17 protein-coding genes are annotated in these 15815 nt (G+C 64.2%); 10 read left to right on the top strand and 7 right to left on the bottom strand.

Annotated elements, in window-relative coordinates; all coding sequences use genetic code 11:
- Nucleotides 1–71 precede the first annotated feature (71 nt).
- The 6 genes from G568_RS0110380 (at nt 72) to G568_RS0110355 (ending at nt 5778) form a co-directional block, all read left to right on the top strand.
- Nucleotides 72–632 carry a F0F1 ATP synthase subunit delta gene (locus G568_RS0110380; protein ID WP_026757973.1) on the top strand — a complete coding sequence of 187 codons (561 nt, stop codon included), beginning with the start codon at nt 72–74 and terminating at the stop codon, nt 630–632.
- A complete protein-coding gene (gene atpA, locus G568_RS0110375; RefSeq protein ID WP_026757972.1) occupies nt 633–2171 on the top strand; it encodes a F0F1 ATP synthase subunit alpha in 1539 nt (512 codons plus the stop codon).
- Between the two features lie 12 nt (nt 2172–2183).
- Nucleotides 2184–3065 (top strand): F0F1 ATP synthase subunit gamma, encoded by an 882-nt coding sequence (locus G568_RS0110370; protein WP_026757971.1) that lies wholly within the window; start codon nt 2184–2186, stop codon nt 3063–3065.
- A 19-nt stretch (nt 3066–3084) separates the two neighbouring features.
- Complete coding sequence (gene atpD / locus G568_RS0110365; RefSeq protein ID WP_026757970.1) at nt 3085–4509, top strand: F0F1 ATP synthase subunit beta; 1425 nt, start codon at nt 3085–3087, stop codon at nt 4507–4509.
- 10 nt (nt 4510–4519) lie between these two features.
- Nucleotides 4520–4957, top strand: coding sequence for a F0F1 ATP synthase subunit epsilon (locus G568_RS0110360; protein ID WP_026757969.1), 438 nt, complete (start codon nt 4520–4522; stop codon nt 4955–4957).
- Nucleotides 4958–5424: 467 nt separating this feature from the next.
- Entirely contained in the window at nt 5425–5778 is a 354-nt protein-coding gene (locus G568_RS0110355; RefSeq protein ID WP_037374003.1) for an H-type lectin domain-containing protein, read from the top strand.
- A gap of 25 nt (nt 5779–5803) precedes the next feature.
- On the opposite strand, the gene G568_RS0110350 is transcribed toward G568_RS0110355, so the two are convergent.
- Nucleotides 5804–6823, bottom strand: a complete 1020-nt coding sequence (locus G568_RS0110350; RefSeq protein WP_026757967.1) for a ribose-phosphate pyrophosphokinase — start codon at nt 6821–6823, stop codon at nt 5804–5806.
- Between the two features lie 107 nt (nt 6824–6930).
- Here G568_RS0110350 and G568_RS0110345 point away from each other — a divergent pair, with 107 nt between their 5' ends.
- Together G568_RS0110345 and G568_RS18650 are read left to right on the top strand one after the other, a co-directional pair.
- Complete coding sequence (locus G568_RS0110345; protein ID WP_026757966.1) at nt 6931–7530, top strand: 2-hydroxychromene-2-carboxylate isomerase; 600 nt, start codon at nt 6931–6933, stop codon at nt 7528–7530.
- Nucleotides 7530–8357, top strand: coding sequence for an alpha/beta fold hydrolase (locus G568_RS18650; RefSeq protein WP_051202916.1), 828 nt, complete (start codon nt 7530–7532; stop codon nt 8355–8357). Before G568_RS0110345 ends, G568_RS18650 begins: the two co-directional genes overlap by 1 nt.
- A 13-nt stretch (nt 8358–8370) precedes the next feature.
- On the opposite strand, the gene G568_RS0110335 is transcribed toward G568_RS18650, so the two are convergent.
- From G568_RS0110335 to G568_RS0110310, 6 genes are all read right to left on the bottom strand, one after another.
- Nucleotides 8371–9417 carry a threonine aldolase family protein gene (locus tag G568_RS0110335; protein ID WP_026757965.1) on the bottom strand — a complete coding sequence of 349 codons (1047 nt, stop codon included), beginning with the start codon at nt 9415–9417 and terminating at the stop codon, nt 8371–8373.
- A complete protein-coding gene (locus G568_RS0110330; RefSeq protein WP_026757964.1) occupies nt 9417–9890 on the bottom strand; it encodes a YcgN family cysteine cluster protein in 474 nt (157 codons plus the stop codon). The genes G568_RS0110335 and G568_RS0110330 overlap by 1 nt, the downstream gene beginning before the upstream one ends.
- Nucleotides 9887–10825: a bifunctional riboflavin kinase/FAD synthetase gene (locus G568_RS0110325; protein WP_026757963.1), complete on the bottom strand. Its 939-nt coding sequence runs from the start codon at nt 10823–10825 to the stop codon at nt 9887–9889. Before G568_RS0110325 ends, G568_RS0110330 begins: the two co-directional genes overlap by 4 nt.
- Nucleotides 10826–11060: 235 nt before the next feature.
- Nucleotides 11061–11504 (bottom strand): MaoC family dehydratase, encoded by a 444-nt coding sequence (locus tag G568_RS0110320; protein ID WP_026757962.1) that lies wholly within the window; start codon nt 11502–11504, stop codon nt 11061–11063.
- Nucleotides 11505–11607: 103 nt separating this feature from the next.
- On the bottom strand, nt 11608–12480 hold the full coding sequence (locus G568_RS0110315; protein ID WP_026757961.1) for a TIGR01459 family HAD-type hydrolase: 873 nt from the start codon (nt 12478–12480) through the stop codon (nt 11608–11610).
- Nucleotides 12481–12547: 67 nt separating this feature from the next.
- Nucleotides 12548–13468: a manganese-dependent inorganic pyrophosphatase gene (locus G568_RS0110310; RefSeq protein ID WP_026757960.1), complete on the bottom strand. Its 921-nt coding sequence runs from the start codon at nt 13466–13468 to the stop codon at nt 12548–12550.
- Between the two features lie 291 nt (nt 13469–13759).
- On the opposite strand from G568_RS0110310, the gene groES reads away from it, so the two are divergent.
- Together groES and groL are read left to right on the top strand one after the other, a co-directional pair.
- Entirely contained in the window at nt 13760–14047 is a 288-nt protein-coding gene (gene groES, locus G568_RS0110305; RefSeq protein WP_026757959.1) for a co-chaperone GroES, read from the top strand.
- Nucleotides 14048–14097: 50 nt separating this feature from the next.
- Nucleotides 14098–15747: a chaperonin GroEL gene (gene groL, locus G568_RS0110300; protein WP_026757958.1), complete on the top strand. Its 1650-nt coding sequence runs from the start codon at nt 14098–14100 to the stop codon at nt 15745–15747.
- Nucleotides 15748–15815 lie beyond the last annotated feature (68 nt).

Raw genomic sequence — 15815 nt, 5'->3', positions numbered from 1 at the left:
TCGGGGCCGTGATAACCGCCCCGGGGCCCTTGCGGCCGATCAACCGGGGCCGAACTGTCGAAAGGGTGGACGTGTCCGAACCAGCTTCGATTTCCTCCGGTATTGCCGCGCGTTACGCCACGGCGATTTTTGAACTCAGCAAGGAAGACGGCCAGCTCGACAAGCTCGAAGCCGGCGTGGAAGACCTTGCTGCCGCGTTGGACGAGAGCGCCGATCTGCGCGACCTGATCCATTCGCCGGTTCTGTCGCGCCGTGCGCAGGGCAAGGCGATTGCAGCGGTTGCCGACAAGATGGGGCTGTTGGAGTCCCTGGCGCGGGGCCTGTCCGTGATGGCCGAGAACCGCCGCCTGTACGTGCTGCCGCATCTCATTTCGCATCTGCGCGCGCAGATCGCGGACGAAAAGGGCGAGGTGACCGCCGAGGTGACCAGCGCGAAGGCCCTGACTAAGGCGCAGTCCGAAAAGCTGGCCAAGACGCTGGCGGGCCGATTTGGAAAAACAGTCAAGATAAATGCGACCGTCGATGACAATCTCATTGGCGGTCTTGTCGTCAAGGTGGGCTCGAAGATGATCGACACGTCGATCCGTGCGCAGCTCAATTCCCTCCAGAATGCAATGAAAGAGGTCGGATAAATGGGTATCCAAGCAGCAGAGATTTCTGCGATCCTGAAGGACCAGATCAAGGACTTCGGTCACGAGTCCGAGGTGGCCGAGGTTGGCCGTGTGCTTTCCGTTGGTGACGGGATTGCCCGTATTCACGGCCTCGACAGCGTGCAGGCCGGCGAGATGGTCGAGTTCCCCGGCGGCGTGCGCGGCATGGCGCTGAACCTTGAGGCCGACAATGTCGGCGTCGTGATCTTCGGGTCGGACCGCGAGATCAAGGAAGGCGACACCGTCAAGCGCACCAAGTCGATCGTGGACGTGCCGGTGGGCGATGCCCTGCTGGGCCGCGTCGTGGACGGCCTTGGCAATCCGCTGGACGGCAAGGGCCCGATCAAGACCGACACCCGCGCCCTGGCCGAGCGCAAGGCGCCGGGCATCATCCCGCGTAAATCGGTGCACGAGCCGATGGCGACCGGCCTGAAATCGGTTGACGCGATGATCCCGATCGGCCGCGGCCAGCGCGAGTTGATCATTGGCGACCGTCAGACCGGCAAGTCGGCGATCGCGCTGGACACGATCCTGAACCAGAAAAGCTATAACGAAGCTGCGGGCGACGACGAGAGCAAGAAGCTGTATTGCGTCTATGTCGCGATCGGGCAGAAGCGGTCGACCGTTGCACAGCTGGTGAAGAAGCTGGAGGAAAGCGGCGCGATGGAATACTCCATCGTCGTGGCCGCAACCGCGTCGGACCCGGCGCCGCTGCAGTTCCTGGCGCCCTACTCCGCGACCGCCATGGCCGAGCATTTCCGCGACAACGGCCGTCATGCGCTGATCATCTATGATGACCTGTCCAAGCAGGCCGTCGCGTATCGCCAGATGTCGCTGCTGCTGCGCCGTCCGCCGGGGCGTGAAGCGTTCCCGGGCGACGTGTTCTACCTGCACTCCCGTCTGCTGGAGCGGTCGGCGAAGATGAACGAGGAGAACGGCGCAGGGTCGCTGACCGCGCTGCCGATCATCGAAACCCAGGGCGGCGACGTGTCGGCGTTTATTCCGACCAACGTGATTTCGATCACCGACGGGCAGATCTTCCTTGAGACCGAACTGTTCTACCAGGGTGTTCGCCCGGCCGTGAACACCGGCCTTTCGGTGTCGCGTGTTGGCTCGTCCGCGCAGACCAGCGCGATGAAATCGGTTGCCGGCCCGGTGAAACTGGAACTGGCGCAGTACCGCGAGATGGCGGCGTTCGCACAGTTCGGCTCGGACCTCGATGCCGCGACGCAGCAGCTTTTGAACCGTGGTGCGCGCCTGACCGAGCTGATGAAGCAGCCGCAGTATTCGCCGCTGACCAACGCCGAGATCGTCTGCGTGATCTACGCCGGGACCAAGGGCTACCTGGACAAGATCGACGTCAAGGATGTTGGTCGCTTTGAACAGGATATGCTGCGTCACCTGCGCAGCAAGCATGCCGATCTTCTGGAGTTCATCACCAAGGAGGACCCCAAGATCAAGGGCGAAGCAGAGGACAAGATCAAGGCCGCACTCGACGAATTCGCCAAAGATTTCGCGTGAGGAGATAAGGCAATGCCAAATCTCAAGGACCTCAAGAACCGGATCGCGTCGGTCAAATCGACCCGCAAGATCACGAAGGCCATGCAAATGGTGGCCGCCGCAAAACTGCGGCGGGCACAGGATGCGGCGGAATCGTCGCGCCCCTATACGGAGCGGTTCAATGCCGTGATGGCGGGGCTGTCGGCCTCGGTCGGGGATAGCGAAAGCGCGCCTCGGCTTCTGGCCGGTACGGGCAGCGACCAGACCCATTTGCTGGTGGTCATGACCGCCGAGCGGGGGCTGTGCGGTGGCTTTAACGGTAACATTGCCAAGCTGGCCAAGAGCCACGCCGACAAGCTGCTGGCCGAGGGCAAGACCGTCAAGATCATCACCGTGGGCAAGAAGGGGCGCGATGCGCTTCGGCGCGGATACAGTGAACTGCTGACCGACCATGTCGATCTGACCGACGTCAAGCATATCGGGTATGACGACGCCAAGTCGATCGCCGATGACCTGCTGGCGCGGTTCGACGACGGGCAGTTCGACGTTGCGACGATCTTCTACTCGCAGTTCGAAAACGTGGTCAGCCAGATCCCGACGGCGCAACAGATCATTCCCGCCTCGTACGAGGCCAAGGAAGACGAGCAGGACGCCGGCGGCACGCTTTATGACTACGAGCCCGACGAGCAGGCGATCCTTGCCGATCTGCTGCCGCGGGGCGTGGCGACGCAGATCTTCTCGGCGCTGCTGGAAAACGCGGCATCGGAGCAGGGCGCGCGCATGTCCGCAATGGACAACGCAACGCGCAACGCGGGCGAGATGATCGACAAGCTGACGATCCAATACAACCGCACCCGTCAGGCCGTCATCACCAACGAGCTTATTGAAATCATCTCGGGCGCTGAGGCGCTCTAAGGAACCGGAGACGAAATAAATGGCAAAGGTAAAAGGCAAAATCACGCAGGTGATCGGTGCCGTCGTTGACGTGCAGTTCGACGACCACCTGCCGGCGATCCTCAACGCGCTTGAGGCGGATAACAACGGCAAGACGCTGGTTCTGGAAGTTGCGCAGCACCTGGGCGAGCACACCGTTCGCACAGTGGCCATGGACGCGACCGAAGGTCTGGTGCGCGGGCAGGAGGTGACCGATACCGACTCCCCGATCACCATGCCGGTGGGTAACGCCACGCTGGGCCGCATCCTGAACGTCGTGGGCGAGCCCGTGGACGAGCAGGGCGAAGTCAAGGCGGACGAGTATCGCGCGATCCACCAGCCTGCCCCCGAATTCGCCGAGCAATCGACCGAGTCGGTGGTTCTGACCACCGGCATCAAGGTGATCGATCTGCTGGCCCCCTACGCCAAGGGCGGCAAGATCGGCCTGTTCGGCGGCGCCGGCGTGGGCAAGACGGTTCTGATCATGGAACTGATCAACAACATCGCCAAGGTGCACTCGGGCTTTTCGGTGTTTGCCGGTGTGGGTGAACGGACCCGTGAAGGTAACGACCTGTATCACGAGATGATCGAGTCGGGCGTTATCGTTCCCGACAACCTGACCGAGTCCAAGGTGGCATTGGTCTATGGCCAGATGAACGAGCCGCCGGGTGCGCGTATGCGTGTGGCCCTGTCCGGCCTGACCTTGGCAGAGCAGTTCCGCGACCAGTCGGGCACCGACGTGCTGTTCTTCGTCGACAACATCTTCCGCTTCACGCAGGCGGGGTCCGAGGTGTCGGCGCTTCTGGGTCGTATTCCTTCGGCCGTGGGCTATCAGCCGACGCTGGCCACCGACATGGGCGCCCTGCAAGAGCGGATCACCTCGACGAAGTCGGGCTCGATCACCTCGGTGCAGGCCATCTACGTGCCCGCCGACGACTTGACCGACCCCGCGCCAGCCACGTCGTTCGCGCACCTTGACGCAACCACGGTTCTGAGCCGGGCCATTTCCGAGCTGGGCATCTACCCGGCCGTTGACCCGCTCGATTCCACTTCGCGCCTGCTGGACCCGGCCGTGATCGGGGAAGAGCACTACAAGGTGGCCACCGACGTTCAGCAGATCCTTCAGCGCTACAAGTCGCTGCAGGACATCATCGCCATCCTCGGGATGGACGAACTGAGCGAAGAGGACAAGCTGACCGTGAGCCGTGCGCGTAAGCTGCAGCGTTTCCTGTCGCAGCCGTTCGACGTGGCGAAGGTGTTCACCGGCTCGGACGGTATCCAGGTGCCGCTGGAGGAAACCATTTCCTCGTTCAAGGCGGTCGTGGCCGGCGAATACGACCACCTGCCCGAAGGGGCCTTCTACATGGTTGGCGGTATCGAGGACGTGAAAGCCAAAGCCGAGAAAATGGCCGCCGACGCGGCCTGAGGAGGGCAACATGGCTGATACAGTGCAATTCGATCTTGTTTCGCCGGAGCGGCGTTTGACGTCCGGCCCGGTGAACCAGGTTCTGATCCCCGGTGCCGAGGGGGACATGGTGGCAATGCCCGACCATGCCCCCGTGATCACCAACCTGCGCCCCGGGATCCTGCGGATCGAAGGGCCCGACGGCGAGGACGAGTACGTCGTCACCGGCGGCTTTGCCGAGATCTCGGCCAACGGGATTTCGGTGCTGGCGGAATGGTCGCTGCATCGCGGGGACGTGACGCAAGAGCATTACGACAAGATGCTGCAGGACGCCCGCGACGCCTACGAGAAGGCACAGGTCACGTTCAAGAACGAGCCCGGCCTGGTGGATGACGCGGCAAAGGTGCTGGCGGACATGGTCGCCATGGGCGATCATATCAACCTGGACCCGGCGATCGGCAAGAGCTGAGCCTTCGCAACCGTTTGATCAATGCCAAGGGCCCCGCACTCGCTGCGGGGCCTTTGCTTTTTGGGGGTGCGTGGCCTGTTGCGGTTATTGACCAGTGCGCGGAATAGAGGCGCGCTTGCGCGCCGCCGCGCAGCGCCCGACCGCCCCCGTCGTGCCAGAGGTGCGCCGCTTATCGTCGGCACGCCTCTGGCGTGACGGGCGGACGCTTTTGCAGGTGTATCAAATGATCGACAACGAAGATGTATTTGGCTGGCATAAAGCGCAATCCACACAGGTTGCAGCGCCCACCCGGCGGCCGGGCACCGCGCGGCCCCTCAACCGGTCGCTCAATGCCCGCCCCAGGCGCGTTCCAACGCATTCAGGGGAACCATACCGCTATAACCCACACACCCGGTTCGGGGGCCTTTTTCTTTGGCGGGGGATGCACTAGCCTGTCCTTTCGGATAGCACGCGGCAGGGGGCGGGCAATGGCAAAGCGGATCAAGGGGCACCTGATCGCCGTGGACCAGGGCGAGGAAATCCTGTTCTCGGATTTCGAGGACGACGGCGACATGTGGTCCGGTGAGGGCCCGCGCGAACGCCGCAAGACCATCGCGTTCAGCGAGCCGTTCGCACAGCCGCCAAGCGTTCATTGCGGGTTGTCGATGTGGGACATGGATCACGGCCACAACCAGCGCGCCGACCTGACCACCGAGGAAGTCACCCGCGACGGATTCACGGCGGTGTTCCGCACCTGGGGGGACACCCGCATCGCACGGGTGCGGATCGCGTGGATGGCGATTGGCGCGGCGGTCGATGACGATCAGTGGCAGCTATACTGACACAGCCACGCCGCCGCGCCGCGCGTCAGTGGCTGTTGAAAAACCCCTCGTAGATCGGGTCGAGGGTTTCGGTTTCAAATAGCGATGACACGCTGGTGCCGTTCCAGATGTTAAGGATTGCCTGCGCAAAGATCGGCCCGGTGGGCAGGATGCGGATATTGGGCGCGTTGCGCACCGGCTCGGGCGCCTCGATCGTGTCGGTGATGACCAGCGATTTCATCACCGAATTGGTGATCCGTTCAACCGCTGGGCCGCTGAGCACGCCGTGGGTGATGTAGGAGTGCACCTCGGATGCGCCGCTTTCCAGCAACACCTCGGCTGCTTTGCACAATGTGCCGGCGGTGTCGCAGATGTCATCGACGATGATGCATTTCTTGCCCGTCACGTCGCCGATCACGGTCATCTCGGCGATCTCGCCGGGTTTTTCGCGGCGCTTGTCCACGATCGCCAGCGGCGCGTTGATCCGGGCCGCCAGTTCACGCGCGCGCGCCACGCCGCCGACATCGGGCGAGACGATCATCACGTCGGACATGTCGGGGCCGAACTGGTGCTTGATATCAAGCGCGAAGATCGGCGCGGCATAGAGGTTATCGACCGGGATATCAAAGAAGCCCTGGATCTGCGCGGCGTGCAGGTCCATGGTCAGGACCCTCTCGATTCCGGTGCCGACCAGCATGTTCGCGATCAGCTTGGCCGAGATCGGCGTGCGCGCCTTCGAGCGGCGATCCTGCCGGGCATAGCCGAAATAGGGGATCACGGCGGTGATGCGCGCCGCCGATGACCGGCGCAGGGCATCGGCCATGATCAGCAGCTCCATCAGGTTGTCGTTGGCGGGGTTCGAGGTGGGCTGAATGATATACATATCCTCGCCGCGCACGTTCTCGAACACCTCGACGAATATCTCCTGATCGTTGAATCGCTCGACCCGCGCATCGACCAGTCCGACGCTACGGCCCCGGTGGATCGACATGCGGCGGGCGATGCCCTTGGCAAGCGAAAGGTTGGCATTGCCGGCGATCAGCTTCGGCTCGGTTATGGACGACATGACGGGGCAGCTCCGGTTTGGTCGGGATGACAGATTCGTGACGTTGACACTGACTAGCATCCGATTACGGTCTGGCAAAGCTATGCAGCCAAAGGAAGGTCGCGCAAATGGCCCATATCGACTATTTTTTTTCGACGCTCTCCCCGTTCGCCTATCTGGCGGGCACGCGAGCCGAGGAAATCGCCGCGCGGCACGGCGCGACACTGACATACAAGCCGATGGATATCATCGCCCTGTTCGGGCGCACCGGCGGCACCCCCCCGGCCGAGCGGCACCCATCGCGGCAGGATTACCGCCTGCAGGAACTGGCGCGCCAATCCACCAAGACGGGTTTGCCGCTAACCTTGCAGCCGGCGCATTTCCCGACCAACCCGGCGCCGTCCTCTTATGCGATCATCGCCGCGCAGGACACGGGCGGCGGCGATCTGGGGGCGCTGGTGCATTCCATCCTGCGCGCCTGCTGGGCCGAGGAGCGCGACATCGCCGACGACGCGGTGGTGCGCGAATGCCTGAGCGGGGCGGGCTTTGATCCCGACCTGGCGAATCGCGGATTGCTGAGCGGGGCGGAGACCTATGCCGCCAACACCGAGGAAGCGGTCGAGCGCGGCGTGTTCGGATCGCCCTTCTACGTGGTCGATAGCGGGCAGAAATTCTGGGGTCAGGATCGGCTGCCGGATTTGGACGCGCACCTGGCCGGAGACCTGTAATGCCGCAAGTCATGGCGGGTGGTCATGTCACCCATGTCACGCGCATGGGCCAGGGGCCGCGCGCGGCGCTGCTGATCCACTGCTCATTGGGGCACTCGGGGGGCTGGGCGCCGATGATGGCGGCGCTGGACGATCTGCTGCACGCGGCCGCCTTTGACCTGCCGGGCCACGGCCGCAGCGCCGACTGGGACGGTACGCGCGAAATTCAGGGGCTGAGCACCGACATCGCCGCCGACCTGATCGAGGCGGAGGGCGGCGCGCCGGTGGACGTGATCGGCCATTCCTTTGGCGCGACGGTGGCGCTCCGCCTCGCGGTGGAACGGCCAGAGCTGGTGCGCAGTCTCGTGCTGATCGAGCCGGTGTTCTTTGCGGTGGCCCTGGCCGATCATCCCGATTGGGCGCAAACGCACGACGCCGACATGGCCGCCTATACCGAAGCGGTCGAGGCTGGCGATGCCGAGCGCGCCGCCCGCGCATTCACAAGCCGCTGGGGCGACGGGCGGCCGTGGGACAGCCTGCCAGAGGCGCAGCGCGCGGCGATGGTGCAGCGCATTCACCTGATCGAGGCGGGCGCCGGCGCGATCTATGGCGATGTGGCGGGGCTTTTGTCCTCTGGCGCGCTGTCGCGGATCGCGGTGCCGGTCCTCCTGATCGAAGGGGGCGCGTCGCCCGAGTATATCGCGGCGATCAACGAGGGGCTGGCGCGCCGCATCCCCGGCAGCAGGCGCGCGGTGATCGACGGGGCGGGGCACATGGTGCCGATCACCCACCCCGCGCCGGTGGCGGCGGAGATCCGCACCTTTCTGGACGGCTTCCCCGAAACCTGAGGCGCGCGCCGAGTTAGCCGCGCGCGATTTCCAGGAAGCGATCGATCTGGTCCTCGCCGATCGACCAGTCGCAAACCATCCGCGCGGCCAACGGCGCGTCGGGCGCCGCGCCCTCCAGCGTGCTGTTCCACAGGTGGTATTCGGCGCCGGCATCGAATAGCCGCTCATGCGTGGCGCGCGGCAGGGTGGCGAAGATCATGTTCGCCTGCACCTCGTGCACGAGCCCGGCCTGCGGCACATCGGCCAACCCGGCGGCAAGGCGCGCCGCGTTCCCGTTGGCGCGCCGCGCGCAATCGAGCCACAGATCGTCGGTCAGGTACGCCAGCATCTGCGCTGACAGGTAGCGGTGCTTGGAAAACAGGTGTGCACCACGCTTGCGGCGCAGCTCGAACTCCCACGCATGGGCGGGATCGAAGAAAATCACCGCCTCGACCCCCAGAAGCCCGTTCTTGGTGCCGCCGAAGCTGACGGCGTCAATGCCCGCCTTCCATGTCATCTCGGCCGGGGTGCAGTCCTGCGCGACCAGCGCATTCGCGAACCGCGCACCATCCAGGTGCACAGGCAGGCCATAGCCCCGCGCCACGTCCGATAGCGCGGTGATTTCCGCGACCGAATAGACGGTGCCGCGTTCGGTGACATTGGTGATCGACACCGGCCCGCGCTGCGGTCCGTGCACGCCGCGCGATTCCTCGGCGGCGATGGTTTGCTCAAGCGCCTCCGGCGTCATCTTGGGGGCGTCGCCCACCAGGGTCAGCTTGGCCCCGCCGGAATAGAATTCGGGCGCGTTGCACTCGTCCTCGTGGATATGCGCGACCGGCGCGCAGAACACCGTCTGCCACGGCTGCGACAGGGTCGCCAGCGCCAGCGAATTGGCCGCCGTGCCGGTGGCGACAAGGTAAATGGCCGCCTCGGGCGCCTCGAACACCTCGCGGATGCGCGCGCGCACGTCATTCATCAGGGCATCGCTGCCATAGGCCGCGGCGAAGCCCGAATTGGCGCGGCTCAGCGCATCGATCACCGCGGGATGGGCGGGGCCAGCGTTGTCGGAGGTGAAAAACATCAGGTCGGCTCCTCGATGATATGATCTTCCCAGTCGTCTTCGTCGATCTCGAATTCCGGCACGGTGCGGCCCTGCATCGACACGCCCGCTGCGTGCACACTATCCGGGGTGCCCGAGATCAGCGGATGCCAGTCATAGAGCGGCTTGCCCTGCCACAGCAGCTTGTAAGCGCAGGTGTCCGGCATCCAGTAGGCATGCGTGTCCATGTTGGTGGGCTTGAGCACGATGCACTCGGGCACGAACTGATGGCGCTCTTCGTACTGCCCGCAGCGGCAGGTGCTGTCGTCGAACAGGCGGCACGCGACACGGGTCAGGGCGACCTCGCCGGTGTCCTCGTCCTCAAGCTTGTTCATGCAGCACTTGCCGCAGCCATCGCACAGCGCCTCCCACTCCGCGCGGGTCATCCGCGAGAGCGGCACCGTCTCCCAAAAACGCGGGCGCAGCCCGTCGCGGCGGATCGGATCATCGGTCATGTCGCGGCCAGTATGGCCCGGGCGCGGGCGCAATCCTCGGCCATCTGCGCGGTCAGCGCGTCCAGGCTGTCGAAAGTTTCCTCGTCGCGCAAATGATCTACCAGGCCGACAGACAACTGCGCGCCGTACAGATCGCCCGAGAAATCGAACAGGTAAGTCTCAAGGTTGGGGCGGTTTTTCCCGAACATCGGCCGCACCCCGATCGATGCCGCGCCGTGATAGCTCCCGGCGTGGGGGCCGTCGAGAACATCGATCAACACCGCGTAGACGCCAAAACGGGGTGGATGCAGCCCTTCGATCGACATGTTCGCGGTGGGATAGCCCAATTCGCGGCCGCGCTGCTCTCCGCCCACGACCTCGCCATCGATCCGGTGCCAATGCCCCAGCATCGCCGCCGCGTCGCGCGGCCGCCCCTCGCTTAGCGCGGTGCGGATGGCGGTCGAGGACACTTGCCCGCTGTCACCCGAAAGAAGCGGCGCAAGGGTTACGCCAAAGCCGAACTCGGCGCCGAACCCCTCCAGGTCCTGCGCGCAACCATCGCGCCCCTTGCCGAACCGGAAATCGGCCCCCACCACCACATGCGTCAGGCCAAGCCCAACCGACAACACGTCGCGCGCAAACTCCCGCGCGGTGAGCGAGGACAGCGCTGCGTTGAAATTGAGCTGGTACAAACGCTGCACCCCGATCTTTTCCAACCGGTGCGCCCGCGCGGTGCGCCCCATCAGGCGAAAGGGTGGCGCATCGGGCGCGAAAAACTCGCGCGGATGCGGCTCGAACGTGACCACGCCAAGCGGCGCGCCGGTTCTGTCTGCCACCTGGCGGGCCAGGTCGATCACCGACAAATGCCCCAGGTGCACGCCATCGAAATTGCCGATGGCGGCGCTGGCGCCACGGTCCTGGGGGGCGACGAAGGTATGATCGCGAATGATCCGCATGCCGCATGGGTTAGCGTCCGCGAGGGCCGGGCGCAAGCCGCGAAAACGGCGCGCGCGCTGACAGGGCGGACGCCTCCGGCGGGAGTATTTTCAGCAAGATGAAGCACAAGGGACTCATCCGTCCTTCATCTTGCCCGAAATACTCCGGGGTTTGGGGCGGAGCCCCAAGGCCTGCGTGGCCTGAACGCGAAGAAGAACAAGCGGCGAAGCCGCCCCGTTTGGGGGCCGGGTCGGATCAGTCGAACTTGCGCGAGGGCGCGAGGACGGTGGCCTCGCCGGTCAGGACCTTCTTGCCACCGACGGTGCAGCGCGTCTCAAGCTGCACGCGGCGCTTGGCGTGGTCGATGCCGATCACTTCGACCTCGGCGGTGACGGTGTCGCCTGGGCGCACCGGGCCGAGGAATTTCAGGGACTGACCCATGTAGACCGTGCCATGACCCGGAAGCTGTTCGCCGATTACGGCCGAGATTAGCCCGGCGGTCAGCATGCCGTGGGCGATGCGCCCTTCGAATATCGTGTCCTGGGCGTAGGCGTCATCAAGGTGGACCGGGTTGTGATCGGTCGAGACCTCGGCGAACATCTCGATATCGCGGTCGGTGACGGTTTTGCGCAGGTGGCGCGTCATCCCCATCTCGATATCCTCGATGCAGATGGTGCCGCGGGGCATATTGTCCAACATCCGATCCTCCAGTCCGACAGGCGCGCGAAATTTTAGGATATGCTGACGCCAGATGTTGGAACTTTATTACTTTGCGCGCGCAGAAAATCAACCCCTAATTTGGTCAAGCCAGCTGTCCCATGGCAAAGGTTGGCGCCACGGATTCGCTTGCCAGGTAGCGCTCTAGCGCCTCGGCGTCGGGGTGGGCCGCGGTTTGCGTTTCAACGCGCGCAAGCCCGCCGGTGATGAACAGCGAATCGAGGTCTTCGCCCATGGCGCCGGCGATATCCGTTTGCGTCCCGTCGCCGATGGCCAGAATGGATTGCCGCGAGACGTCGCGGCCCAGCTCGGCCAGGCGGCGGTAGGCGAGGTCGTAGATCGGCGGGTGCGGTTTGCCGAAATAGAGGCTCTCGCCCCCCATCTCGGTATAAAGGCGGGCCACCGCGCCGGCGCACCATTCGCGGTGGTCGCCCCGGTCCACGACGATATCGGGGTTGGCGCATAGTAGTTTCAGCCCCCGCTGCTTGGCCAGCAGGAGCTGCGGCCGCAGCACGGCAAGGTCGGCCATGGCGTCGAACGGCCCGGTGCAGACGATGCCGTCCGCCTGGTCCAGTGGCGTCAGGTGGATCTCGGCCGGGTTTTCGATGACGTGCATCGGCTCGAAAAACGGCAAATCCCGCTCTTCCCCGATGAAGAACACGTTGTTGCCCACCACCCCGCGAAACATGGCGGCGCGGGCGCTGTCGCCCGAGGTGGCGATGGTGTCCCACGCGTCGTGCGGCACGCCGAATTGATCAAGCTGTGCCTCGACACCCTTGCGCGGCCGCGGCGAGTTGGTCAGCAGCACCACCGTCCCGCCCGAGGCGCGATAGGCACGCAGGGCCTCCACCGCCGAAGGGATCGCGCGCACGCCGTCATGGACGCATCCCCACAGATCGACGAACGCCGCCTGGTAGCGTGCGGAGACCTCGGACAGGGCGGAAATGATCTGTGTCATGGAAAGCCTTGGCAAAAAGGATGGGCGGCGGGGAACGCACAACGCCGCCCCGCCGCGATAGGGGCGATCAGACCGACAGGTTCGGGATGATCTGTTTCTTGCGGCTCATCACGCCGGGCAGCACCACGGTATCGCCCGAGACAGTAGCGCCAAAGGATTTCTCGGCCACCGTTTTCACCAGGTCGTTGGGCACCAGCAGGGTCGCCTCTTCGTTGAGGATATCCACCACGAACAGCAGCACCTGGTCGACGCCGTCCTCGGAAGCGACGGCGCTCATGCTGTCGATCAGGCTCGCCTTGCGGTCCAGTACCATCGCGGGCGCGGTCGTCTCAAGCACCGAGACGCGGAACTTGGTGCCATTCACCTCGTATTGCTTGCTGTCCATGCGGATCAGTTCGGCGTCGGAGAAGGCCGACACATCGGATTTCGCCGCGAACATCTCGGCGGCGTAGTCCGAGATGTCGAGGCCCAGGTCAGCCGCCAGCCTTGTCGCTGTCGCGCGGTCGTGGTCCGTCGTGGTGGGGCTGCGGAATTCCAGCGTATCGCTGAGGATGCAGGTTAGCGCCGCTCCCTTGGCCCAGTCGGGCATTTTCGCTGCGTCATCGCCCATCAGGTCCAGCATGATCGTGGCGGTGCAGGCCAGCGGGCGAATGGTGATGTCGATCGGGCCCTTGGTTTCGATCCCGCCGACCAGCTTGTGATGGTCGATGATGGCGCGGATGTCGGCGCCGTTGATGCCCTCGGGCAGTTCCGCGGGGTTGTTGGTGTCGACCACGACGCAGGGCTGGCCGTCCTCCACGCCTTCGATCAGGCGCGGCTTGGGCAGGTCCCAACGGTCCAGCATGAACGCGGCCTCGGTGTTGGGTTCGCCAAGCAGAACCGCCTCGGCATTTTCGCCTTTCACTTCGTTGAGGTACCAGGCCCAGATGATCGGCGAGCCGGTGGAATCGGTATCGGGGGATTTGTGGCCGAAGACTTGGATGGTCATGGTCTGTCCTTTGGTGATGGGCATGTCTGTTCGGGCGCGTTATAGGGGCGCGCGGCGGGCTTGTCACGACCGCGTGGCGCGGGCGAAACGCGGGGTTGTGGCTTTTTTGCTGCGCTGCGGCGCGACTGCCGCCAGCGGCGCCCGCAGCGCGTCGGCGGATTTCGCCCCTATCGGCAGTTGACAGCCCGCGGCGAACTCCCTAGCTATGCGCCGTTAGCACTCGGGTGTGACGAGTGCTAACAGGTCCAGCCGGACCAGATCAGGGAAACTTTGAGCCAAGGAGCTTCAGAGATGGCATTTAAACCGCTGCATGACCGCGTGCTTGTCCGCCGCGTTGAGAGCGAAGAGAAAACCGCAGGCGGGTTGATCATTCCCGACACTGCAAAGGAAAAGCCGCAAGAAGGCGAAGTCGTTGCCGTGGGCGATGGCGCGCGCAAGGACAACGGCGAACGGATCGAGATGGCCGTGAAAACGGGCGACAAGGTTCTGTTCGGCAAATGGTCGGGCACCGAGATCACCCTTGAGGGTGAAGAGCTGCTGATCATGAAGGAAAGCGACATCATGGGTATCCTCGCGTAAGCGAGCCCCGGTTCCTTTCTCAACAATTCTGACATTCAGGAGCAAGCGCAATGGCTGCAAAAGACGTGATGTTCAACACCGAGGCCCGCAACAAGATCCTGCGCGGGGTCAATGTTCTGGCCGATGCCGTCAAGGTGACGCTGGGCCCCAAGGGCCGCAACGTGGTTCTGGACAAATCCTTCGGCTCGCCGCGGATCACCAAGGACGGTGTGTCGGTCGCCAAGGAAATCGAACTGGAAGACAAGTTCGAAAACATGGGCGCGCAGATGGTCAAGGAAGTGGCCAACCGCACCAATGACGAGGCCGGCGACGGCACCACCACCGCGACGGTCCTGGCACAGGGCATCGTCAAGGAAGGCATGAAATCGGTTGCCGCCGGCATGAACCCGATGGATCTGCGCCGCGGTATCGACATGGCCACCGACAAGGTTGTCGCGGCGATCAAGGACGCCGCACGCCCGGTGAGCGACAGCGCCGAAGTTGCGCAGGTCGGCACCATCTCCGCCAACGGCGAATCCGAGATCGGCCAGCAAATCGCGGACGCGATGCAGAAGGTCGGCAACGAGGGTGTGATCACCGTCGAGGAAAACAAGGGTCTTGAGACCGAGACGACCGTTGTCGAAGGCATGCAGTTCGATCGCGGCTACCTCAGCCCCTACTTCGTGACCAACTCCGACAAGATGATCGCCGACCTGGACGACTGCCTTGTTCTGCTGCACGAGAAGAAGCTCAGCAGCCTGCAGCCGATGGTTCCCCTGCTGGAGCAGGTGATCCAGAGCCAGAAGCCCCTGCTGATCATCGCCGAGGACGTCGAAGGCGAAGCGCTGGCTACCCTGGTGGTCAACAAGCTGCGCGGCGGCCTGAAGATCGCTGCCGTCAAGGCGCCGGGCTTTGGTGATCGCCGCAAGGCGATGCTGCAGGACATCGCGATTCTGACTGGCGGCCAGGTCATCAGCGAAGACCTGGGCATGAAGCTGGAAAACGTCACGATGGACATGCTTGGCAGCGCCAAGAAGATCAACATCACCAAGGACGAAACCACGATCGTGGACGGCAATGGCGAGAAGGGCGAAATCGAAGCCCGCGTCGCACAGATCCGTCAGCAGATCGAGGAAACCACCAGCGACTACGACCGCGAGAAGCTGCAGGAACGCGTGGCCAAGCTGGCCGGCGGTGTTGCCGTGATCAAGGTCGGTGGCATGACCGAAACCGAGGTGAAAGAGCGTAAGGACCGCGTCGATGACGCGCTGAACGCAACCCGCGCCGCGGTTCAGGAAGGCATCATCGTGGGCGGCGGTGTCGCCCTGGTTCAGGCGGCCAAGGCGCTTGTGGGTCTAACTGGTGCCAACGAGGACCAGACCGCAGGGATCGCCATCGTGCGCAAGGCGCTGGAAACGCCGCTGCGTCAGATCGCCGAGAACGCCGGTGTCGACGGCGCCGTTGTCGCGGGCAAGATCCGCGAAAGCGACGACCTGAAGTTCGGCTTCAACGCGCAGACCGGCGAATATGGCGACATGTTTGCCTATGGCGTGATCGACCCGGCCAAGGTGGTGCGCACCGCGCTTGAGGATGCCGCATCCATCGCGGGTCTGCTGATCACCACCGAGGCGATGATCGCCGACAAGCCCGAGAAAGAGGGCTCTGGCGGTGGCACCGGCGGCGGCATGCCCGACATGGGCGGCATGGGCGGCATGATGTAATCATCCGCACGAACGTGCTATCACGAGGGGGTCGCCCATTGGGCGGCCCCTTTTCTTGTTCAAGCACC

Origin of the sequence: Sediminimonas qiaohouensis DSM 21189, from assembly GCF_000423645.1 — a bacterium.
Taxonomy (GTDB): Bacteria; Pseudomonadota; Alphaproteobacteria; order Rhodobacterales; family Rhodobacteraceae; genus Sediminimonas; species Sediminimonas qiaohouensis.
The sequence above is the reverse complement of the archived record's forward strand: the minus strand, read 5'-3'. Positions and strand labels throughout refer to the sequence as shown.

Excerpts from the sequence above, each read along its gene's own strand:
- G568_RS0110330 (WP_026757964.1), bottom strand. The coding sequence starts at position 9,890 with ATGACCGATGATCCGATCCGCCGCGACGGGCTGCGCCCGCGTTTTTGG.
- groL (WP_026757958.1), top strand. The coding sequence starts at position 14,098 with ATGGCTGCAAAAGACGTGATGTTCAACACCGAGGCCCGCAACAAGATC.
- G568_RS0110320 (WP_026757962.1), bottom strand. The coding sequence starts at position 11,504 with ATGTTGGACAATATGCCCCGCGGCACCATCTGCATCGAGGATATCGAG.
- G568_RS0110350 (WP_026757967.1), bottom strand. The coding sequence starts at position 6,823 with ATGTCGTCCATAACCGAGCCGAAGCTGATCGCCGGCAATGCCAACCTT.
- G568_RS0110335 (WP_026757965.1), bottom strand. The coding sequence starts at position 9,417 with ATGTTTTTCACCTCCGACAACGCTGGCCCCGCCCATCCCGCGGTGATC.
- G568_RS18650 (WP_051202916.1), top strand. The coding sequence starts at position 7,530 with ATGCCGCAAGTCATGGCGGGTGGTCATGTCACCCATGTCACGCGCATG.
- G568_RS0110370 (WP_026757971.1), top strand. The coding sequence starts at position 2,184 with ATGCCAAATCTCAAGGACCTCAAGAACCGGATCGCGTCGGTCAAATCG.
- G568_RS0110325 (WP_026757963.1), bottom strand. The coding sequence starts at position 10,825 with ATGCGGATCATTCGCGATCATACCTTCGTCGCCCCCCAGGACCGTGGC.
- G568_RS0110355 (WP_037374003.1), top strand. The coding sequence starts at position 5,425 with ATGGCAAAGCGGATCAAGGGGCACCTGATCGCCGTGGACCAGGGCGAG.
- G568_RS0110315 (WP_026757961.1), bottom strand. The coding sequence starts at position 12,480 with ATGACACAGATCATTTCCGCCCTGTCCGAGGTCTCCGCACGCTACCAG.
- G568_RS0110360 (WP_026757969.1), top strand. The coding sequence starts at position 4,520 with ATGGCTGATACAGTGCAATTCGATCTTGTTTCGCCGGAGCGGCGTTTG.
- G568_RS0110310 (WP_026757960.1), bottom strand. The coding sequence starts at position 13,468 with ATGACCATCCAAGTCTTCGGCCACAAATCCCCCGATACCGATTCCACC.
- atpA (WP_026757972.1), top strand. The coding sequence starts at position 633 with ATGGGTATCCAAGCAGCAGAGATTTCTGCGATCCTGAAGGACCAGATC.
- G568_RS0110345 (WP_026757966.1), top strand. The coding sequence starts at position 6,931 with ATGGCCCATATCGACTATTTTTTTTCGACGCTCTCCCCGTTCGCCTAT.
- groES (WP_026757959.1), top strand. The coding sequence starts at position 13,760 with ATGGCATTTAAACCGCTGCATGACCGCGTGCTTGTCCGCCGCGTTGAG.
- atpD (WP_026757970.1), top strand. The coding sequence starts at position 3,085 with ATGGCAAAGGTAAAAGGCAAAATCACGCAGGTGATCGGTGCCGTCGTT.